Source organism: Pseudomonas sp. NBRC 111138 (assembly GCF_001320835.1).
GTDB classification, from domain to species: domain Bacteria; phylum Pseudomonadota; class Gammaproteobacteria; order Pseudomonadales; family Pseudomonadaceae; genus Aquipseudomonas; species Aquipseudomonas paracarnis.
Genome location: NZ_BCBO01000140.1, coordinates 1 through 19,739, shown reverse-complemented (window position 1 = coordinate 19,739; position 19,739 = coordinate 1). Strand labels below are relative to the sequence as shown.

Annotated in this window: 14 protein-coding genes; 4 read left to right on the top strand and 10 right to left on the bottom strand. The window is 59.4% G+C overall.

The window, feature by feature from the left end:
* Positions 1-123 precede the first annotated feature (123 nt).
* The 3 genes from APH41_RS24020 (at position 124) to APH41_RS28925 (ending at position 5,548) form a co-directional block, all read left to right on the top strand.
* Positions 124-1,137 carry an AraC family transcriptional regulator gene (locus tag APH41_RS24020; protein WP_054921917.1) on the top strand — a complete coding sequence of 338 codons (1,014 nt, stop codon included), beginning with the start codon at positions 124-126 and terminating at the stop codon, positions 1,135-1,137.
* 303 nt (positions 1,138-1,440) lie between these two features.
* Positions 1,441-4,842: a hypothetical protein gene (locus tag APH41_RS24015; protein WP_054921915.1), complete on the top strand. Its 3,402-nt coding sequence runs from the start codon at positions 1,441-1,443 to the stop codon at positions 4,840-4,842.
* A gap of 322 nt (positions 4,843-5,164) precedes the next feature.
* A complete protein-coding gene (locus APH41_RS28925; protein ID WP_140915276.1) occupies positions 5,165-5,548 on the top strand; it encodes a hypothetical protein in 384 nt (127 codons plus the stop codon).
* Positions 5,549-5,612: 64 nt separating this feature from the next.
* On the opposite strand, the gene APH41_RS24010 is transcribed toward APH41_RS28925, so the two are convergent.
* The 5 genes from APH41_RS24010 to APH41_RS23990 form a co-directional block, all read right to left on the bottom strand.
* On the bottom strand, positions 5,613-6,137 hold the full coding sequence (locus tag APH41_RS24010; RefSeq protein WP_054921912.1) for a hypothetical protein: 525 nt from the start codon (positions 6,135-6,137) through the stop codon (positions 5,613-5,615).
* A gap of 218 nt (positions 6,138-6,355) precedes the next feature.
* On the bottom strand, positions 6,356-7,771 hold the full coding sequence (locus APH41_RS24005; RefSeq protein ID WP_054921910.1) for an efflux transporter outer membrane subunit: 1,416 nt from the start codon (positions 7,769-7,771) through the stop codon (positions 6,356-6,358).
* Positions 7,768-10,947, bottom strand: coding sequence for an efflux RND transporter permease subunit (locus APH41_RS24000; protein WP_034127367.1), 3,180 nt, complete (start codon positions 10,945-10,947; stop codon positions 7,768-7,770). Before APH41_RS24000 ends, APH41_RS24005 begins: the two co-directional genes overlap by 4 nt.
* A 15-nt stretch (positions 10,948-10,962) precedes the next feature.
* A complete protein-coding gene (gene mexE / locus APH41_RS23995; RefSeq protein WP_034135660.1) occupies positions 10,963-12,204 on the bottom strand; it encodes a multidrug efflux RND transporter periplasmic adaptor subunit MexE in 1,242 nt (413 codons plus the stop codon).
* Between the two features lie 217 nt (positions 12,205-12,421).
* Positions 12,422-13,318: a LysR substrate-binding domain-containing protein gene (locus tag APH41_RS23990; RefSeq protein WP_054921908.1), complete on the bottom strand. Its 897-nt coding sequence runs from the start codon at positions 13,316-13,318 to the stop codon at positions 12,422-12,424.
* Positions 13,319-13,421: 103 nt separating this feature from the next.
* Here APH41_RS23990 and APH41_RS23985 point away from each other — a divergent pair, with 103 nt between their 5' ends.
* Entirely contained in the window at positions 13,422-14,699 is a 1,278-nt protein-coding gene (locus tag APH41_RS23985) for a DUF2254 domain-containing protein (protein WP_054921905.1), read from the top strand.
* Between the two features lie 99 nt (positions 14,700-14,798).
* On the opposite strand, the gene APH41_RS23980 is transcribed toward APH41_RS23985, so the two are convergent.
* From APH41_RS23980 to nthA, 5 genes are all read right to left on the bottom strand, one after another.
* The gene (locus APH41_RS23980) at positions 14,799-15,380 is read right to left on the bottom strand and encodes a TetR/AcrR family transcriptional regulator (RefSeq protein ID WP_034127369.1); all 582 of its coding nucleotides are present in this window, start codon (positions 15,378-15,380) and stop codon (positions 14,799-14,801) included.
* On the bottom strand, positions 15,377-17,017 hold the full coding sequence (locus tag APH41_RS23975; RefSeq protein ID WP_054895916.1) for an AMP-binding protein: 1,641 nt from the start codon (positions 17,015-17,017) through the stop codon (positions 15,377-15,379). Before APH41_RS23975 ends, APH41_RS23980 begins: the two co-directional genes overlap by 4 nt.
* Before the next feature lie 85 nt (positions 17,018-17,102).
* Complete coding sequence (locus APH41_RS23970; protein ID WP_054921902.1) at positions 17,103-18,332, bottom strand: GTP-binding protein; 1,230 nt, start codon at positions 18,330-18,332, stop codon at positions 17,103-17,105.
* Complete coding sequence (gene nthB, locus APH41_RS23965) at positions 18,329-18,985, bottom strand: nitrile hydratase subunit beta (RefSeq protein ID WP_054921899.1); 657 nt, start codon at positions 18,983-18,985, stop codon at positions 18,329-18,331. Before nthB ends, APH41_RS23970 begins: the two co-directional genes overlap by 4 nt.
* A gap of 41 nt (positions 18,986-19,026) precedes the next feature.
* The gene (gene nthA, locus APH41_RS23960) at positions 19,027-19,620 is read right to left on the bottom strand and encodes a nitrile hydratase subunit alpha (RefSeq protein ID WP_054921897.1); all 594 of its coding nucleotides are present in this window, start codon (positions 19,618-19,620) and stop codon (positions 19,027-19,029) included.
* Positions 19,621-19,739: the final 119 nt, after the last annotated feature.

Sequence of the window (19,739 nt, the reverse complement as noted above, 5' to 3'; positions counted from 1 at the left end):
TGATACTCATTGCTAAACAAGAAATATTGACCTTTGCTGAACGTGGGCTGAACGGTGGTGGCGAAGCGCAACCGCCTTTATGATGCAGACCACCCAGACTGCAGCCGGACAGTTCAACGCCCCATGTCGGAAAAAGACACTATCTCCATCCACCTTGTGCGCGAAGCGCTGTTGCACAGTTGCGCGCCGGGAGCGGCCACCGTTGAGGCATTGAGCAAAGTCGGGATTGACCCGGCGTTGCTTGAGCAGCCCGACGCTCGCGTGGCGGCCACGGCCTATGCACGTCTGTGGCGCTTGCTGGCGCGGCGCAGGGACGATGAGTTTTTTGGCATGGACCCACGCACACTCAAGTCCGGTAGCCTGGCGTTCCTGTGTCGCGCCTCCATGGCGCAACCCAGCCTGGCGGCCGGCCTGGAAACCGGCTTGGGGTTTCTCTCGTTGATGCTTGAGCATCTTCCGGCCCAACTGGTTCGCCAGCAGAGTCTGGCGGAGATTGTCCTGCTCGAACCTGATGAGCCAAAACGCGCTTTTACCTATTTCACCTATTGGATGATCGTCCACGGCGTCGCCTGCTGGCTGGCGGGGCGGCGCATCCCGATCCTCGCCATTGAACTGCGTTGCGCGCGGCCGGACTTCTGTGACGATTACCGGGTGATGTTTTCTGACAACCTGCGCTTTGACCGACCACGCACACGCATGATTTTTTCAGCCGATTGTCTCGACCTGCCGATCAAGCGCAGTCCGGAAGAACTCAAGCGCTTCCTTGCCCGTGCGCCGGCCAACATCCTGGTCAAATACCGCGATCCCGAAAGCCTCGCCACCCGCATCAAGCACGACCTGCGCCAGATGCCGCCCCATACCTGGCCTGAAACCGAGGGCCTTGCGGCCAGCTTGTGCATTTCCGCTTCCACCCTGCGCCGCCGCCTGGCAGAGGAGGGGCAGACTTATCAGGGGCTCAAAGACGGTGTACGCAAGGAGCTGGCGATTGTGTGGCTGGCTGAACCGCAGATCAGTTTTGCCGAGATTGCGTCGCGGTTGGGGTTTGCCGATACCAGTTCGTTCTACAAGGCGTTCCGCAAGTGGTCCGGGTCCAATCCGGGGCACTTGCGCAGCCTGATTCTGCGCGACGCGAGTTGAATCGGCGGCAATTAGCGTAGCGAAAGGTCTGGCTTGCGCCTCGTCTTTTTCCTATGGAGCCAGCGCAGACCTTCTCTCAGTCTGGAAACCCTTATTGAACGCTGGGTCATGGACGTGTTATCAAAAGTTCCTGCAGCAATACCTCTTCTCTCTTCAGCGCGTTTCGGTCCCCCACCTTTTGTTACCCCCCCTGAGGTCTCGTCATCGTGGGTTGCCGGGTCGGATCCCGCGCAACACAGATTCACTCAAGGCGAGGCGGACGCGATTGACCGGCAAGCCTGGTTGACCGTGTTGGAGCGCAGTGTGCTCGATAAGGCTGACTATGCCTTCGTCGACCTGGCGAACCTGCGGTTTAACCTGGCACCCCGTCCTGGCGCCGTCGACAAAGACACCACCGCGCTGGCGTTTCTGCAACAAAGTTTTCCAGGGCTGAGTGGTGAAAACCTGCCGCGAACGGCCGCGCAGGTGCGTAACCTGATCAATTGGCAGCGTCTTGGGCTACCATCGAGTCCTGCCTTGGGCAACTACACCTGGGCATCTGCGCAGGCACCGGAGCCAGGTCACCCAAGCCTGAGCCTTGACGAACGCCAACGCTTGGTCGAGGCGTTAAGAACCTATGTCGGCGACGGCATCCTCACCAGCATGAACGTGACCACGCAAAACATGGATGATCAGATCACTCGGCATCTGAGTAGCCATGCACCGCTCAATCGCTATCGGCAGAACACATTGCTGGCTGCGATTGGGCGTGATCCTGCCGGGTTTTCAAACGACCAGCGCAACCAATTGCTGCTGACTGCCCTGATGTTGAGCATTGACCCCGAGCTGGGGCAGCGTAGAAACCATATCGCAGGTTATGACCTGTACTCACCGGCTAACGCCGGGCGTACCCTGGCAGAAGTCAAGGGCGACTTGAAGGCGCATCTGGTGCGCAATGGGCGCGTGCGGCCCGAGGCGGTGGATGCCACTGTGCATATCATGCTGGCCAGTGTCGCTCCAGAGTTTGTGCTGCCAGACACGCCGGATACGTTGCGCATCGGCTCTCCTGCCTGGGTGGTACTCAGGAAAACTGTCGCGTTGCTGGAGGAGTCAGCAGAGGGCTCCAGCCGCACCCTCACCTATGACCAGGTGCTGGAGCGCGCCATCCTCCAGGCCCAGACGCCGGAGCAAGTGGTGTTGTTTCATGCCATCGAAACAGAACCGCTGCTTGATTGGGCAACGATGCACGGGGTAATTGCTCGGCGAGCGGACGATCAGTACACCACCCAAGACCTGCAAGTCGCGGCGACAAAATACAACGACTATATCGAGAGCTCTCATCAGGCCCTTGTAACATTGAGCACCCCGATAAAAGACCGGCGAGCGCGAGCACAGGCTGACCTCGAACGCGTGCTTCCCGGGCACGATCTGAACGAACCGATGCATACCGTGGCGTACCGGTTTCCCCAGTTGCTGTCTAATATGGTGCCCGGGTTACCCTGGTTGCAGCGCAGTCTCGGCTTTAAGGAAAGCCTGGTTGACCTGCACATGAGCGGCAATCTCAAGTACGGTGAATTTGCCTCGACCAGGCTTGTGGATATGACTGGCGCCACGTTGTTCAAAGATGAATATGACCCCAGGCTGGCTTCCCTGCGGGTGCACTTCACGAGGTTGAAACATTCCGGGCAGTCCCTTGCCGAGGCTGTCAAGGGTGATACCGAGCGTTTTCAAAAGGCCGTCTCCACGGGCCTGAAAGACATTCTCAGCAAAATGCCCTACGCGGACCGGCAGGCACTGGCCACTCAGGAACTGACCTTTTATCGAGTCGAGGCCGAGTCCATTAATGGCGCAGGTACTTCCATAACAGATGCCGATGAGCAACTCCAGGCGGTGAGGGGGCGCTATGGCTTCCTGATCGGCGTCGGGCAGGGCAAAGATGCCAAGTGTTATGAGTTTTTTCCCATGAGCGGGACCTATGTCGAACGGCACGACTTCAAGGCGATGTTGGACAAAGGCGAGGCAATCGTCCCGCGGTTGTGGGTGACCCGTATGAAGTCCCACGTGGACGGTCCACGGGCGGGGGCATCCGAGGTGCAGATCAGGGCATTGCGCGAAACACTGCCGGCGGCGACATCTTCACAAACGCTGGCACCGCTTGGTTTTTTTTCGGAGCGGGCCAATGCGATTGCTGACTACGTAGCCCAACGCAATCTGGTGCTGGATCCCGAACAACTCCTCACTACCGCAATGGGGCAAACGGCCTCGGAGCGTTTCCAGGATCGGGTCAAACGGGTCAGTAAAACACTTGTAAATACATTGATTCCCTTCAAGGCTTGCTACGACGACATTGTCTCCGGGCACGTCAAAAAAGATCTGAGAGCGTTGACAGGGTGCGCCACCGACGTTGCGGTAGCCATTACTGTCGTCGCAGGAGGTGCAGCGGAGGGGGCTGCAGCGTTCGATAAGGCGCAAACCGGCTTTTCCAGGCTGGCGGCGGCTACCCGGGCGGTGGGGACAGTCACCAACGGTTTGCTCAATCCATTCGCCGGCCTCTCTGAACCTCTGCTCAAAGCCGCCAAGTGGGTAGGAAGCCGCCTGTATCGGCTTGGAGAGAAGTCCCAGAGCGTGGTGCGCGCCGCTTGGAAAGCGCAACTCGAAGAACAACGGGTCGGGCGCGTTCGGCAAATGCGCCGCGACTCGCTAAAAAGCACAGAAAAGCCGCAGGAAGAGCGCCCGGTGGAGACGCAACCGAACGAAGGCAAGGTCAAGCCAGGGCCGAGAGCCACACGCGCGGAGGTCAAGGAACTCATCGAGCGTTCGCAGCCGCTGATGGTGTCCAAGGTGGACGATGCACTTAAAGCGCTAGCAGACCCTGCGCTGACTGAAGACGTGGACTTTGTGCTCAAGAGCTTCCAGGGCATTAGACCTGATCACGCACGAAAACTGATGACCTCTCGCCTTACACGGCTCAAGACCAACGCTCAAGCGCTGACCACCAGAAACATAAAGTTCATGCGCTCCCGGGACCAACGATGGGTGGCGCAGGTCATCCCGGAAGATTTCAAGGTCGATAAGACGGGGAAATTCATGGAGGTCAACATCGATGGTGCCAAGCGCTATTACCAGCATTTCGGCTCCCACGAAGGCGCTATGAGCAACGCGTTGATTCATGAATTGGACCACCTGCCAGGCCCTGTGAGCCGAGGTACGCTTGATCTCGCCTACCTCACGCGGTTGAGAACAGATGAAGAAAATGCGGCAGGTTTGCTCAACCTGGCCAACGGGCATACCGACCCTGCAGTGTTGGTCCTGCCAGGTGAAGATGCACCAGTCCTTGTGGGCAAGACGGGCGTCAACATGTATGGCTCCCGCGCCGGCAATCTCAACGCGGAGTCCACGATGACCAGTGTTGCCCTGCTGTCTCAGCTCAAGACAGACCCCAACTTGTTCAAGCAGAACCGCGCGATAATTGAAGCCGCGCAGGCGGCTTTTGGGGAATTACCGATCACCGATCAGGTACCCATAAGAATCGTCAGCAAACGCTCTGCGCGCGCCCCCGCGCCAGGGTTGATCTACGCGATGGAGCAGGGCTCCAGGAAGCTGATCGGAGTTTACCGATTAATGCAGCAGCCTCCCGGTACAGTGCTTCCCGAGCGCCCGCCCACGCATCAGCCGGCACGTGACCAGGCGTTCAAGGCCTATGTGCAAGAGCACTTGGTATTTTAAAAAAGGTTCTTTTTAGAATGGGCGGCCAGGACGGCACCTGACTTGCGTGAAAGTGGCGTTACAGGCGGGATTAGGAAATAACTGACAGCGCCCTTCGCTTGAGTATGACAGACCCTGCCTTATTGTTTTTAGGAAGTGGCTGGCATATCCGGAACAAAAAATCGTGCACAGTTTTAATGGTGATCCTACGCGGCCGCTACAGACGCTTTTGGGTAGAGGGGTCACAGTACTTAACTGTGAGGGCGTTGCTATAGCTGAATGAGCACGTGGCGTGATGACCTTCATGCGTTAAGTTTTCAATCCATAATGTGATGGTGAACTTATGAAGCGTTTAATTGCGTTACCCTTTAGTGCGTTGATGGTGGTGTCTGTTCAGGTGTCTGCGCTTTGCTTGAATATTTCAGAGAGCTTCACCGGGATAATCGGGCCTGGAGGTGATAGTGTCGCCCATGGTCCCTTCACGATAAGTGGTGCGAACGGTTGCTCCGGCGCAAATATAAATGCCATGGTTTCCGCTGGCGGTGCAGGGAGAAGTCCTCAGATTTATATTGATCAAGAGGTCGGCAGTTCCTGGAAAGCCGTCGCCGGTAACGCGCTTTCAGCCAATACTTCCTGGGTAGGAACCTTAGGTACCTATCGAGTGAGGCTTCACAACCCGGATGGGGAATCAAAGTCCTATTCGGGTACCGTTAGATACGGCCGCTGACCCATAGATAAATAAGGTGTGCCAGAGGTTCTGGCACACTTCGATTTGGGTTTCTGCGTCGGGATCAAGCATGCTCTTCGACTGACAGATCATTTTTCGAAGAGTTCGAGAAGTACGCCAACGCATTAATAGCGCGATTAGCATCCACCATCCCTTTTATGTATTCAGGAATGCCTTGCGATCGCCCCACGCTTGGGTTGCTTTTAACAAAGTCAAGGTAATCATCCAGCTTTTCGTTGAATAGGGCGATTGCGTTGAATTTTACCTGTGTGTTTGTTTGTTTTCCGTTGGCATCAAATGCACCATCTCCAAATGTGAATACGCCGAAAGCGTTTGCATCAATGATATAGCTCTCGTACAACCGCCTTCCGACCACTTTTAGCTCGTCAGTGCTAATAGATGTCATGTCATAGCTCTTTAAAAACTGCTTCAGGTCAGCAAGATGCGTTTGCTGCCACACTCGCAGTTCATCAACGGCTTTGGACTCTTCAGTAAAAGTAAACGTGTTCGTCGTTTTCTCTGGGTTTTTGATGACAAAAGCATCTGCCTGCTTAGAAAGCGCATTGGGCATTACCACTCTCATATCCATGCTCGTCTCCTTATAGGATGAAAGGTTCACCCTGCTATCGACCCCTTGCGACAGATATTTAACCTGTTTGAATATTTGGGAAGCTTCTTTCAGATAAGTATTACACGTAGGCCAAATTGATTGATCCGCTAATGCCAGGCTAAAAAAAAGCCCCGCGACCGAATGGATCGCAGGGCTAAAAATTGGCTGGATGCGACCAACCAAAGGAGCTCTTTACATCACTTGCTGCTAGCCACCACTGTATCCGGCTGCCAACCACCCCCAAGGGCCTTGTAGATTGCGACGATGCCGCGATACAGGTCGACTTCGGCCTGGGCCTGGGCGTCTTCGGCGGCCAGGCGTTCGCGCTGGGCGTCGAGCAGGACCAGGAAGTCCACGGTGCCTTCGCGGTAGCGGATCGCCGCAAGGTCGGCGGCGGCGCGGCTGGATTCGCTTTGGCGGATCAGCGAGACCAAACGTTGCTGGCGCTTGCCGTAGTCGCTGAAGGCGTTTTCAGACTCTTCCAATGCCAGCAACACTTGCTGTTCATAGGTCGCCAGTGCGCCATCGGCTTCGGCATTCGCGCCACGCAAACGCGCGCGTACGCTGCCCAGGTCAAACGCGGCCCAAGTGATGCTCGGCCCTAGAGACCAGGCATTCGCGGCGGCCGAGCCGATCTGCGAACCGCGCCCGGCGGTGAATCCGAGGAAACCGCTGAGGCTCACCCGTGGGAACAGGTCGGCCTTGGCCACGCCGATACGTGCGGTGGCGGCGGCCAGTTTGCGTTCGGCGCTGAGGATGTCCGGGCGCCGTTGCAGCAGTTGCCCTGGGTCGCCAATCGGCAACGCCTTGGCAATCGCTGGCAAGTCTTTCGGGCTCAGGTCCACGCTCAGCTTGTCGGGGCGCTGGCCGAGGAGGGTGGCGATGCGGTTGCGCTCGCGCACTTGTTCAGCCTGCAGTTGCGGCACGCTGGCTTCCACCGCCGCCAGGCGCGCATCGGCACGTTCCACGTCGAGCTGATCACCGACGCCAGCATCACGCAGGCTGACGGTGATGGCACGCGACTCCTGCTGGTTCTTCAGGTTGTCCAGGGCAATACGTTCGCGCAGTTGCGCACCGCGCAGTTGGCCGTAGGCATCCACCAGCTCGGCAATCATGGTGACTTGCAGCTGGTACAGGTCGGCTTCGGCCACCTGTTGGTCGGCGTCACTGGCTTCCAGGTTGCGGCGGATACGTCCGAACAAATCCACTTCCCAGGCCATGTCCAGGCCCAGGTCGTAGCGCTCGCTGTTGACGCGTTTGGTGGTCTGGCCGGGAATCTGGCCCTTGCCCACATCGCTGCTGGCGCGGGAGGTGACCACCGGCATGATGTCGTTGGCCGCATCATCACGGATGGCCCGTGCCGCCCGCAGACGGGCGAAGGCCACGCGCAGGTCGCGGTTGCCGCTCAGGGACTGGGTCACCAGCTGGTTGAGGGTCGGGTCGTCGAACTGCTGCCACCAGATGCCTTCGTATTTGGCGTGGTCGTAGCTCTTGGTGTCGGCGGCGGCCGTGATATTGGCCGCCTCCAGTGGCTGGGTCTTGTAGTCCGGGCCTACGGCACAGGCGGCGAGCGCCAGCACCAACAGGCTCGGCAGGAATACTTTCACACTCATTGCTGTGTCTCCAGCTTCAAGGCCTTGGCCGCTTTGCGCGCTTCACTGCGCTCGACATAGCGACGGATCAGTACGTAGAACACTGGTGTCAGCAACAGACCGAAGAAAGTCACACCGATCATCCCGGAGAACACCGCCACGCCCATGGCATGGCGCATCTCGGCGCCGGCACCGCTGGAGAGCACCAACGGCACCACACCCATGATGAACGCGAACGAGGTCATCAGGATCGGCCGCAGACGCAGGCGGCAGGCTTCCAGTACCGCGGCGAGCGGATCGAGGCCTTCCTGCTGTTTATCCTTGGCGAACTCGACGATCAGAATCGCGTTCTTGCACGCCAGGCCCACCAGTACGATCAGGCCGATCTGGGTGAAGATGTTGTTGTCGCCGCCCGAGATGATCACCCCGGTAATGGCCGACAGCAGCGTCATCGGTACGATCAGGATCACCGCCAGCGGCAGGCTCCAGCTTTCGTATTGGGCGGCGAGCACCAGGAACGCCAGCAGTACGCAGAGCGGGAACACGAACAGCGCAGTATTGCCCGAGAGGATTTGCTGATAGGTCAGGTCGGTCCACTCGTAGGTCATGCCGTTGGGCAGTTCATCTTTGAGCAGTTTTTCAATCGCGGCCTGGGCCTGGCCGGAGCTGTAGCCCGGCGCGGCGTTGCCGTTGATTTCTGCGGTGATGAAGCCGTTGTAGTGCATGACGCGGTCCGGGCCCGAGGTGTCGCTGACCTTGATAAAGGTCGCCAGCGGGATCATCTCGCCTTTGTTGTTACGCACTTTCAGTTGGCCGATCTGGTCAGAGTCCTGGCGGAACTGTTGCTCGGCCTGCACGTTGACCTGGTAGGTACGCCCGAAGCGGTTGAAGTCGTTGGCATACAACGAACCCAGGTAGACCTGCAGCGTGTCGAAGATGTCGCTGATCGCCACGCCGTGGGTCTTGGCCTTTTCGCGGTCAATGGCGGCGTCGACTTGCGGCACGTTCACTGTGTAGCTGGTGAACAGGCCGAACAGTTCAGGCACGCCGTGGCTCTTGGCGATCACGTTCTGCACTTCTTTATACAGCTCGTCGTAGCCGAGGTTGCCACGGTCTTCGATCTGCAGGCGGAACCCGCCGATGGTGCCCAGGCCTTGTACCGGCGGCGGCGGGAAGATCGCCATGTAGGCTTCTTCGATATTGGCGTATTGGCCATTCAGTGCACCGGCAATCGCACCGGCAGACATGCTTGGGTCTTTGCGCTCATCAAAGGGCTTCAAGGTCACGAACACGATGCCGCTGTTCGGACTGTTGGTGAACCCGTTGATCGACAGGCCCGGGAAGGCAATTGCGGCTTCCACGCCGGGTTGTTTAAGGGCGATCTCCGACATGCGCTTCATCACGTTTTCGGTGCGGTCCAGGCTCGCCGCGTCGGGCAGTTGGGCGAAGGCCACCAGGTATTGCTTGTCCTGCGCCGGTACGAAACCCGTCGGTGTGTGGGCAAAGCCGAAGAACGTCAGCACCATCAAACCCGCGTAGACGAACAAGGCAATGCCGCTGCCGCGAATCACACGGCGCACGGTGCCTACATAGCCATGGCTGGCCTTTTCGAAAAAGCGGTTGAAGGGACGGAACAGCCAGCCTCCGAAGACCTTGTCGAGGAACTTGGAGAAACGGTCCTTCGGCGCGTCGTGGCCGCGCAGCAGCACAGCGGCCAGGGCAGGGGACAGGGTCAGGGAGTTGAACGCCGAGATCACGGTTGAGATCGCGATGGTCAAGGCGAACTGCTTATAGAACTGCCCGGTCAAGCCACTGATAAAGGCGGCCGGAATGAACACCGCACACAGCACCAGCGCCGTGGCGATGATGGGGCCGGTCACTTCACTCATGGCTTTTTCGGTCGCCGGGAACGGCTCCAGACCCAGTTCGATATTACGCTCGACGTTCTCCACCACCACGATGGCGTCGTCCACCACGATGCCGATGGCCAGTACCAGGCCGAACAATGACAGGGCGTTGAGCGAGAACCCGAACAGGTGCATCACCGCAAAGGTACCGATCAAGGATACCGGTACCGCCACCAATGGAATGATCGAGGCGCGCCAGGTCTGCAGGAACAGAATCACCACCAGCACCACGAGGATCAGTGCTTCAAACAGGGTATGCACCACCGCTTCGATGGAACCGCGCACAAAGATAGTCGGGTCATAGGCGATGCGGTAATCCATGCCCGCCGGAAAGCTCTTTTTCAGCTCGGCCATTTTGCTGCGTACATCGTTGGAGATGTCGATGGCATTGGAGCCTGGACGCTGGAAAATCGGAATCGCAACGGCGGGCTGGTTATCGATCAACGAGCGCAGCGCGTATTGGCTGGAGCCCAGTTCGACCCTGGCGATGTCCTTGAGGCGGGTGATTTCACCGTTGGCGCCGGCGCGAATCACGATGTTCTCGAACTCTTCCTCAGTGACCAGGCGGCCCTGGGTATTGACCGACAACTGGAAGCTTGTGTCACTCGGCGCAGGCTGGGCGCCCAGGGCACCGGCTGCCACCTGGCGGTTCTGCTCGCGGATCGCCGTGACCACATCAGTCGCCGTCAGGTTGCGCGAAGCGGTTTTGTTCGGGTCCAGCCACACGCGCAGGGAGTAGTCGCCCATGCCGAACAACTGCACGTCACCGACGCCGCCCAGGCGGGCCAGTTCGTCCTTGATATTGAGGATCGCGTAGTTGGACAGGTACAACATGTCATAACGCTGATCCGGGGAGGTCAAGTGCACCACCATGGTCAGGTCGGGGGAGGCCTTGTCCACGGTAATACCGATGCGCGTCACTTCCTCCGGCAGCTTGGGCTGGGTGCGCGTCACACGGTTTTGTACCTGCACCTGCGCGTTGTCCAGGTCGGTGCCCAGGGCGAAGGTGATGGTTAGGGTCAGCTTGCCGTCGGCGGTGGACTGCGAGGACATGTACAGCATGTTCTCGACACCAGTGATGGCTTGCTCCAACGGCGCGGCCACGGTTTCACCGATGACTTTGGGGTTGGCACCCGGGAAGTTGGCGCGCACTACCACGGTCGGCGGCACCACCTCCGGGTATTCGCTGATCGGCAGTTGGAACAGCGAGATTGCGCCGGCGATCAGGATCAACAGCGACAGTACCGCTGCGAAGATCGGCCGTGAAATGAAGAACTTGGAAAAATTCATCTTGAGTTGTATCCCTTAACCGCGTGGAGTCGCGACGCTTGCGAGCTTGGGCGCGGGTTTTTCCGGCGCCACTTGCTCCAGGTTGCTGGCTTCAAGCGCTTGTCGTTGTTGGGCCAAGGCGGCGAGGGTTTCCTTGCTGGCCATCGGGATGGTTTCCGGTGCGACCGGCGAGCCTGGGCGTACACGCTGCAGGCCCTTGACGATCACGGTGTCGTCCTTGGTCAAGCCGCTGCGCACGATGCGCAAGCCTTCGATTTTCGGCCCCAGTTCCACCGCGCGATAAGCCGGCTTGTCGCCGTCCATCACCAGCACGAATTTCTTGCCCAGGTCAGTGCCGACGGCTTCGTCGTTGATCAACACCGCCGAATAGGTGCCGCTGCCGACCAGTTTCAAGCGCGCATACAGGCCAGGGGTGTATTCGCCCTTGCTGTTGTCGAACACCGCACGGCCACGGATGGTGCCGGTAGCCGGGTTGACCTGGTTGTCGACGAAGTTCATCTGGCCCAGGTGCGGGTTACCGGTTTCGTTGGACAGGCCCAGGTACACAGGGGTGGTTGCGCCGCGCCGGCCTTCACGGGCCAGTTCGGTGTACTTGAGGAACACGCGCTCATCGGCATCGAAGTAGGCATAGACCTTGTCGGTGGAGACCACACTGGTGAGCGCAGTGGTATCGGCGGTTACCAGGTTGCCGGCGGTGATTTCGGCACGGCTGACGCGGCCACTGATGGGCGAGGTCACGCGGGTGAAGCTCAGGTTCAGCTTGGCCAGGTCCAACTGCGCCTGGATCCCGGCCATGGCGGCGCGGGCTTCCTGGGCGGCGGTGGTGCGTGAGTCGGCCAGCTCGGCGGAGATCGCATTGCTCTGGCGCAGGCGTTCGCCGCGTTGCGCTTCGTTTTCGCTGCGGGTGGCGGCGGCTTTGGTCTGAGCCAGTTGGGCCTCCAGGCGGCGTACTTCGGCCTGGAACGGGCGCGGGTCGATCTGGAACAACAGGTCGCCTTTCTTGACCAAAGCGCCTTCAGTAAAAGCGACTTGGTCAATCTGGCCGGACACCCGAGGACGAATCTGCACGGTTTCCGGCGCTTCAAGGCGCCCGGTGAACTCGTCCCACTCGTTGACCGGTTGTTCCAGCACCTTGGCCACGCTGACCTTGGCAGGAGGCATGGCGGCCGCTTGTTCCGGGGACTTGCCGCACGCGCTCATCACCACCACGGCCAATATCGCCAGAGGGAAGCGCAAATGTTTGAGTGACTGTTCCATGAGGTGCATCCGCCAATGTATTTGAGATGGGCGGATCATGCGCGGGGAGGTGCTAGGTCACGAATCGAATGAAGCAAAGGTAACTATCATTCGGAATGATATAAGCGCGGAGTCAGCCCTCTAGCATGGGGGTTTTGTTAGGGAGCTATCAATGTGATTGATGACAAAAGACTGTTGCTGAGGGTGCAAGGAACTTTCCCAGCAATCCGTGGGAGCATCACGGCGCCTCAAACGCGTCGCCCAGAAAGTCGATCAAGGACCGCACCGACGGCATCAGCCCACGCCTGGAGGGGAACACGGCGGTGATCACGCCTTCAGCGGGTTGCCATTCAGGCAATACGGCAATCAAACGGCCATCGGCCAGTTCGTCTTTCACGACCACCTGAGGCAGGTTGGCGATGCCCACGCCCGCCAGTGCTGCGTTTTTCAGGGTCGACATATCATCACTGACCAGGCGTGGCGTGTGCGCGACCTGGGCCGTCGCGCCGTCCGGCGCGGTCAGGTCCCACAGGTACGCAAGCAACGGGTTGCCCCAATGGATCGTCGCCAGCCCGGCAAGGTCAGCCGGTAGCGAGGGCAGGGGAGCGTCCTGCAGAAAAGTCGCGCTCGCCACCAGTACCTGAGGACTTTTAGCCAGTACCTTCATGACCAGCTCACTGCTTTCCAGCGGCGGGAAACACAGGTTCAAGGCCATGTCATAGCCTTCGCTGATGATGTCGACCTTGCGGTTGAAGCTTTTCACGTTCAGTTCGACGCTGGCGCATTGCGCCATGAATTGGGCGAGCATCGGCGCCACCCAGTAGTTGAGCAGCGCAGTGGTGCAACTCAAGCGGATCACGCCCCGCGGCTCTGATTTGTTGAAGGCAATCACATCTTCGGCCGACTCGGCTTCGGCAATCATCGCCACGCAATGGCGGTAATAGGCCTGGCCGATATCGGTGACCTGGAACTGGCGCGTCGAACGCTGTATCAGCCGCGCCCCCAGCCTGGCTTCAAGCTGGCTGACTCTGCGGCTCAAGGTCGATTTGGGCAGGTTCAGCGCACGGCCCGCCGCCGCAAAGCCGCCGTGCTCGACCACCTTGGCGTAAAGAAAGAGCTCGTTGAGGTCGAACATGGGCAGTGTTCCATTTTTGAGATGGCCAGGATTAATTCAACTTAGCCAGTATCGACAGCCATGTACACTCCGTTCAAATCGACGCAGTCACCGAGGGCACCACATGATCGACCGTTTGCGCTGGGCAACCCATCGTCTCACCAAGCGATTGTGGTTCAGAGCCTCCTTGTTCTCGCTTCTAGGGGTCGCTACGGCACTGCTTGCCGTTGTGTTCAAAGACTTCGTTCCCGAGTCCCTGCCCACGCGCATCGGTGCAGATGCGGTGGACAAGATTCTGGGCATCATTGCGTCCAGCATGCTGGCCGTCACGACCTTTTCGTTGAGCACGATGGTCACCGCGTACGGTGCCGCAAGTAGTGGTGTGACCCCGCGAGCCACCACTTTGGTGATGGAGGACACTACGACGCAAAACGCCCTCGCTACGTTTATTGGCTCATTTCTTTTCAGCCTGGTAGGCATCATTGCCCTGAGCACCGGCGCCTACGGCGCACAGGGTCGCGTGCTGCTGTTCGCGGTGACCATCGCCGTGGTTGTACTGGTGGTCTACACCCTGCTGCGGTGGATCGACCATTTGTCCAAGCTCGGCAGGGTAGGAGAAACCATCGACCGCGTCGAAAAAGCGGCCATGGCGGCCATCAGCCAACGCGCCCAATGGCCCTGCCTCGGCGCTGCAGCCTACCCGGCCGATCACGCTCTGGCCCCCGGCGCAATGACCATCGAAAGTGAGCAGACGGGCTATGTGCAGCATATCGACGTGTTGGCCTTGGGCGCTATCGCGCAGCATGACTGCACGCATATTTACCTGGAGGTGGTGCCGGGAACCTTCGTACACGAAGGCATGCCACTGTTGCACGTGGTCAGCCTGGGCACCAGGCAAGACGATGGCACACAGGCCACCAGGGAAAAGATCCTGTCTACGCTGACCATCGGTAACCGTCGCACATTCGAACACGATCCCCGTTTCGGGCTCTGCGTCCTCTCTGAAATCGCTTCGCGCGCGTTGTCACCTGCCGTCAACGATCCAGGTACCGCTATTGATGTGATTGGCCGGGGAGTGAGAACGTTGACATGCTGGGGTAAGCCCGGCGGGTCTGGCCGGCAGACAGATCAGCAGTGTGAGCAGGTATTTGTTCGAGGGCTGAACGTCGATGATCTGTTTGAGGATTTCTTCGCCCCGATCAGCAGAGACGGTGCAGGTGTGTTCGAAGTGGATGCTCGCCTGTTGAAAGCCCTTATCAGCCTTGCCGAAATAAACCCTGTTCTGTTCAAAACGGCGTGCCTTAGGCAGGCGGACCAACTCATCACACGCGCGCATGCAACACTGACACTGCAGCATGAGAAGGAGCGACTAAGCGCCTTGGCCAAGGCGATAGGCGTGTAGGAGGCTATTGGGCCTGCAAGGGCCGTTTAGAGGCTATATAGATCCCCAAAATACCTGGCTTTGCATTGCTGTTGCCATTTCAGAGCTGGGCAGCGGCACTCAAGGTAGGGAATTAATGGCCTTTATGACCGCATCGGCGATGGTCTTTGTAATAAGCCGACGCTGACAGTTATCAATCGTCGGGCTCAGCCATGTGGGCAGGCTGTTCAGTACGGGCAAAATCGCCGTGAGCGCTCCCTCACGCAACGGCCCGCCGGGCTGATGGCCCTGCTGGCCGATCACCTTCATGAGTTGCGACTCATAGGCTCGCCTCAATCGCTCAACGCTCGCCTGCATCGGAGCGCCCAGGCAATTGGCGTCCATGACCGCTAACTTGAAGTGCCCGGTCATCTGTTCATGCAATTGAAGATGGCCTTCGATCAGTGTTGTCAGACGTTGTGCCGGCGTCAATCTACGGGTGTTGATCCGGTCGACGTGCGACAAGAGCGCCTGATACAGCTCTATCAGCCACTCATACAACATGGCTTCCTTGCTCTCTACATGGTGATAAATTGCTCCCGGGCTGATGCCAACATGCGCTGCCAATTCGCGCATGCTGACCTGGCTGAAACTACGCTCCTTGAACAGCTCCAGGGCTCTGCGCTGAAACTCCGAGCGGCTGAGCGCGAGAGCCGTCCTCATGTGTCGAGTGCCTGCTGCTTGGCAATTTCCTGGTTGCGCAGTATGAACCGCTGCAACTTACCACTGGGGGTCTTGGGCAGTTGCTCGACGAACTCGATTTCCCGTGGGTACGCATGCGCAGCCAGGCGCTGTCGGACATGCAGGCGCAAGACTTCTGCCAACTCGACACTGGGCAGGTACTCACGATTGAGCACGACAAACGCCTTGATCAGTTCGGTGCGTTGCGGGTCGGGCTTGCCGATCACCGCGGTTTCGACGACTGCCGGATGTTCGACGAGCGCGCTCTCCACATCGAAAGGCCCCACGCGGTAGCCGGACGTGGTGATCACATCGTCGTTACGGCCGACAAAGCTGATACTGGCGTCCTCATTGAGCTCCACGATATCGCCGCTCAAGTAATAACGGCCCACAAACGCCTTGGTGGGCATGTGAAGGTAGCCATTGAACCAGCACAGGGGCGAGCGCTCGCGATCCACCGCCAGTACGCCCGGCTGGCCTGTCGGCAACTCCCTTTGCGCATCGTCCAGCACGACAATCCGGTACCCCGGCACCGCATAACCGGCAGAACCCTCGCGGACCCGATGGCGTAACCCATGGTGATTGCACAGCACCATGCCGATTTCGGTTTGGCCGTAATGATCGTGAATGACCACGCCGAGCTGTTCGGCGAACCAACGGATGACTTGTGGGTTGAGCGGTTCGCCGGCGCTGCTGACGACACGCAGTTGGCCACGTACGGCGTCGGCGAACTCGGCCCCGGCGTCAATCAGCAGGCGAAAGGCCGTAGGCGAGCCGGCCAGGTTGCTGATCCCGTACTTGGCGATAATCCGGCTGGTGCTTTGCGTGGTGAAAGGGCCGTCATGGAACAGCGTGGCCCGGCCGCACGCCAGTGGCCCGGTCACTGCGTAATACAAGCCATAGGCCCAGCCGGGGTCGGCGAGATTCCAGAAACGGTCGTCTTCGCGCAGGTCGATTGAATCGCGCATATAACTTTTGAAGGCAAGGATGGCGCTCAAAGGCACCTCCAGCGGCTTGGCCGGCCCTGTGGTGCCCGAGGTGCACATCAGCAGGAACGGCGCACGGGCGTCCAGCAGCTCAGGTGTGCAGTCGGGTTGTTGATGTTCCAGCACATCCCAAAACGCGTAGTCGCTGGGACGCCGTGAGGTGGCGTCGGTCACGATGACGTGGGGGCAGTCGAAGAGCTCGTCCAGCTTGGGACGATTGTGGGCGTCGGTCACGATCCAGCGCGCGTTGGAACAGTCCAGTCGCTGTTCAATGGCCTTGGGGCCGAACGCGGTAAAGAGTGGTTGGTAGACCGCCCCGATGCGCCAGGTTCCCAAGATGGCAATCACCAGTTCAACCGTGCGTGGCATCAGGCCGGCAACCCGATCCCCCGGCTGCACGCCATGGGCTCGCAGGAAGTTGCCGAAGCGCGCCGCGTGCGCCTGCAGTTCGCTGAAGGTGTGCTGCGTGGCGTGGCCATCGCGCGTTTCACAATACAACGCCACGCCATTGCCATGGGCATGCCGGTCGCAGCATTCAATGCAGGCATTCAAGGCGCCGGGTTCGCCGTGCAAGTCCCGGGCAGCCAGCTGTAGATAATCGAAGGATGAGACTGCTGAGTCGTAATCGCGCATAACGTACCTGGTTATTATTGTTGGAATATGTGCTTTGCCCACGCGGGCTGCGCGGCCACCTCTACCTCGGTCAAATGGGGTCAGCCTACAAGGACGGCGTCGGCGCCGATAAGGCCAGGGAGTCAAAGGTTGTCGCCCCCGGCAGGGCTTGCCAGGCCGAGGGGCCAGCGGCGATTTCCTGAGCGCTCAGCAGGCAATTGTCGAGTGCGCGCTGCAGTGCCTGGGTGTCCAGGCCCTGGCCGATAAAGACCAGCTCTTGCCGGCAATCGCCGACAATGCTGTCCCACTTGGCCATGATGTTCTGCAACCGATATTCATCCAGCGGCCATTGCGCCTGCTCGATGAAGTTCCACCAGTGCCCGACGTAGTCCCATTGGAATTGCCTGCCGCTTTGCACCAGCAGGCCGGTTTCCGAGTGCCTGCTGGCGAGCCAGAAGTAACCTTTGCTGCGCAACAGTCGCCCGTTTCGCCAGGGCTGCTGGAGAAAATCGAGTAATCGCTGTGGGTGAAAAGGGGCACGCTCGCGGTACACCCAGGAGGTCACGCCATAGGTGTCCGATTCAGAGGCCGGTGCGTCGTCGGCCTGCATTTTTTTCATCCAGCCGGGCGAGGCCACAAGGCTGGGCAAATCAAACAGGTGAGTACCGAGGACGGCGGATAACTCCACGTTACCCTGAGTCATCGGTATGATCCGCGCGCTCGGGTTAAGGCCGGCGAGGATCGCATGCACGGCCTGGTAGCCGGGCTCGTCGATCAGGTCCAGTTTGTTGACGAGAATGACGTTGGCGTATTCCACTTGCTCGATCAGCAGGTCGGTCAGGTGGCGCGTGGGTGCGTCGTCGCGGTCCACGATGTCCGGCGATTCGAGCAATGCCTCAAAGCGACTGCCATCGACCACCGTCACCAACGTATCGAGCCGCGCCAGTTCGCTTAGGCTGAAGCCCTGCGCGTCGAGGAAGGCGAACGTCTCGGCAACCGGCATCGGCTCGGAAATCCCCGTGGACTCGATCAACAAGTAGTCGAAACGTTGCTGGCGTGCCAGGGCGCTGATCTGCTCGAGCAAATCGGCGCGCAGCGTGCAGCAGATGCAGCCATTGCTCATCTCGATCAACTCATCGCGGCCCCGGTGCAGCGCTACGTCGCGCCGCACCTGCTCGGCATCGATGTTGACCTCGCTCATATCATTGACGATGACCGCAACGCGCAGGCCGTCGCGATTGCGCAGGATATGGTTGAGGAGGGTGGTTTTGCCGGCGCCGAGGAAGCCGGAAAGCACCGTCACCGGCAGTCGGCCTGCCAAGGCACCGTCCATCATGCGTTCACCGTGCCATCGGCGTGGTCCAGGTAGCTTTCGAACAGGTCGACCACCACGAACCCCTCATCTGCTGCATCGCCCCAGAGATCTTTCACGCGAAACTCGACGTGGTAGGTCGGCTGATGCGCCGCGCTCAGATCGCCGTGGCCGATAGCGTCAGGGAAGGGCCACTTTTGCGCGGTGCGGTGCACAACCACGCCTTCTTTGCCGCGCACGTAGGCCGGCATGCGGGTATGCCCGGCCACATACTCGTTGCGCACCACCACCCGGTCGCCCACTTCAAAGGGCGGGCGGCCGCTGATCGCCGGGCGCCCGCTGGCACGCGCGGGGTTCGCCAGCTTGAAGTGCGAACCCAGGGCCTGGTCGAGTTCCGCCTGGGTGATCACACCGGTTTCGACCAACAGGGTGGCGGTCGCGATGACATAGCGTTCGTAGTATTGGGTGCCGACATGTTGGCGCACGTCGAGGCGCTCCACGGCATGGCGAACTTCGTCCACGCTGAACTTTTTCAAGTGATCGGCACCGACAAACATCAGGCTGTAGGCCAGGTGTTCCCAGTCCTGCTTGAACACGGGTTGGTAGCTCAGGCTGTTGATGGTGTGAGGGATTTTGCCAAAGCCTTGAAACCCACCGAGATCGTGAAAGCCATCCATTGTGAATACCTCTGAAAAATGCAAAAAACAAAGGGCACCGTTTACGCCACGTAAGGCAGCGCCACGCCGATAAGGACATCCTTGGTGATCAGTTTTCGCAGGGCTTCTTCATCCATGTATTCGCTGCCCTTGGGCCGTACTGGCAGCACCAGATAGCGGGTTTCGGCGCTCGTGTCCCACACCTTGACGATGACGTCGGCCGGCAGCTCGGTGCCCAGCTCCCGCAGGACGGTGCGCCCTTCGCGCACCAGTCGGGCGCGGAACTCGAAGCCCTTGTACCACTCCGGCGGCAAACCCAGGACAGGCCAGTTGGTGCAGGAGCAAAGGCTGCACACAATCACGTTTTTCACGCTGGGCGTGTCTGGCAGCGCAACAATGTATTCACCCTGCGGGCCGGTATAGCCAAATTGGGCGCACGCCGCGGTGCCGTCTTTGAGCAGCAGTTCGCGAAACTGCGGGTCCACCCAGGCTTTGGCGACCACTTGAGCCCCGTTCTCCGGGCTCCATTGGTGTGCCATCAGCTGTGTCATGTGGTCGATGTAACCGTCGGGGATCAGATCCTTCTGTTTGAGCACTTGCAGTAGCGCTTGCGCGCGTTCTCCCGGTGTTGATGTGGTTGCTTCATGTGCGCTCATAAGTTGACTCCTCATCGTTGAGCTTCTGGGCAGCGCCTGGCGGCTTGTTCTTTTTGCGCTGCGCGGGATTACCGGCTAACAGTTTTTCCAGTCAACCGACGCCTCGAACGCTGCGCCAG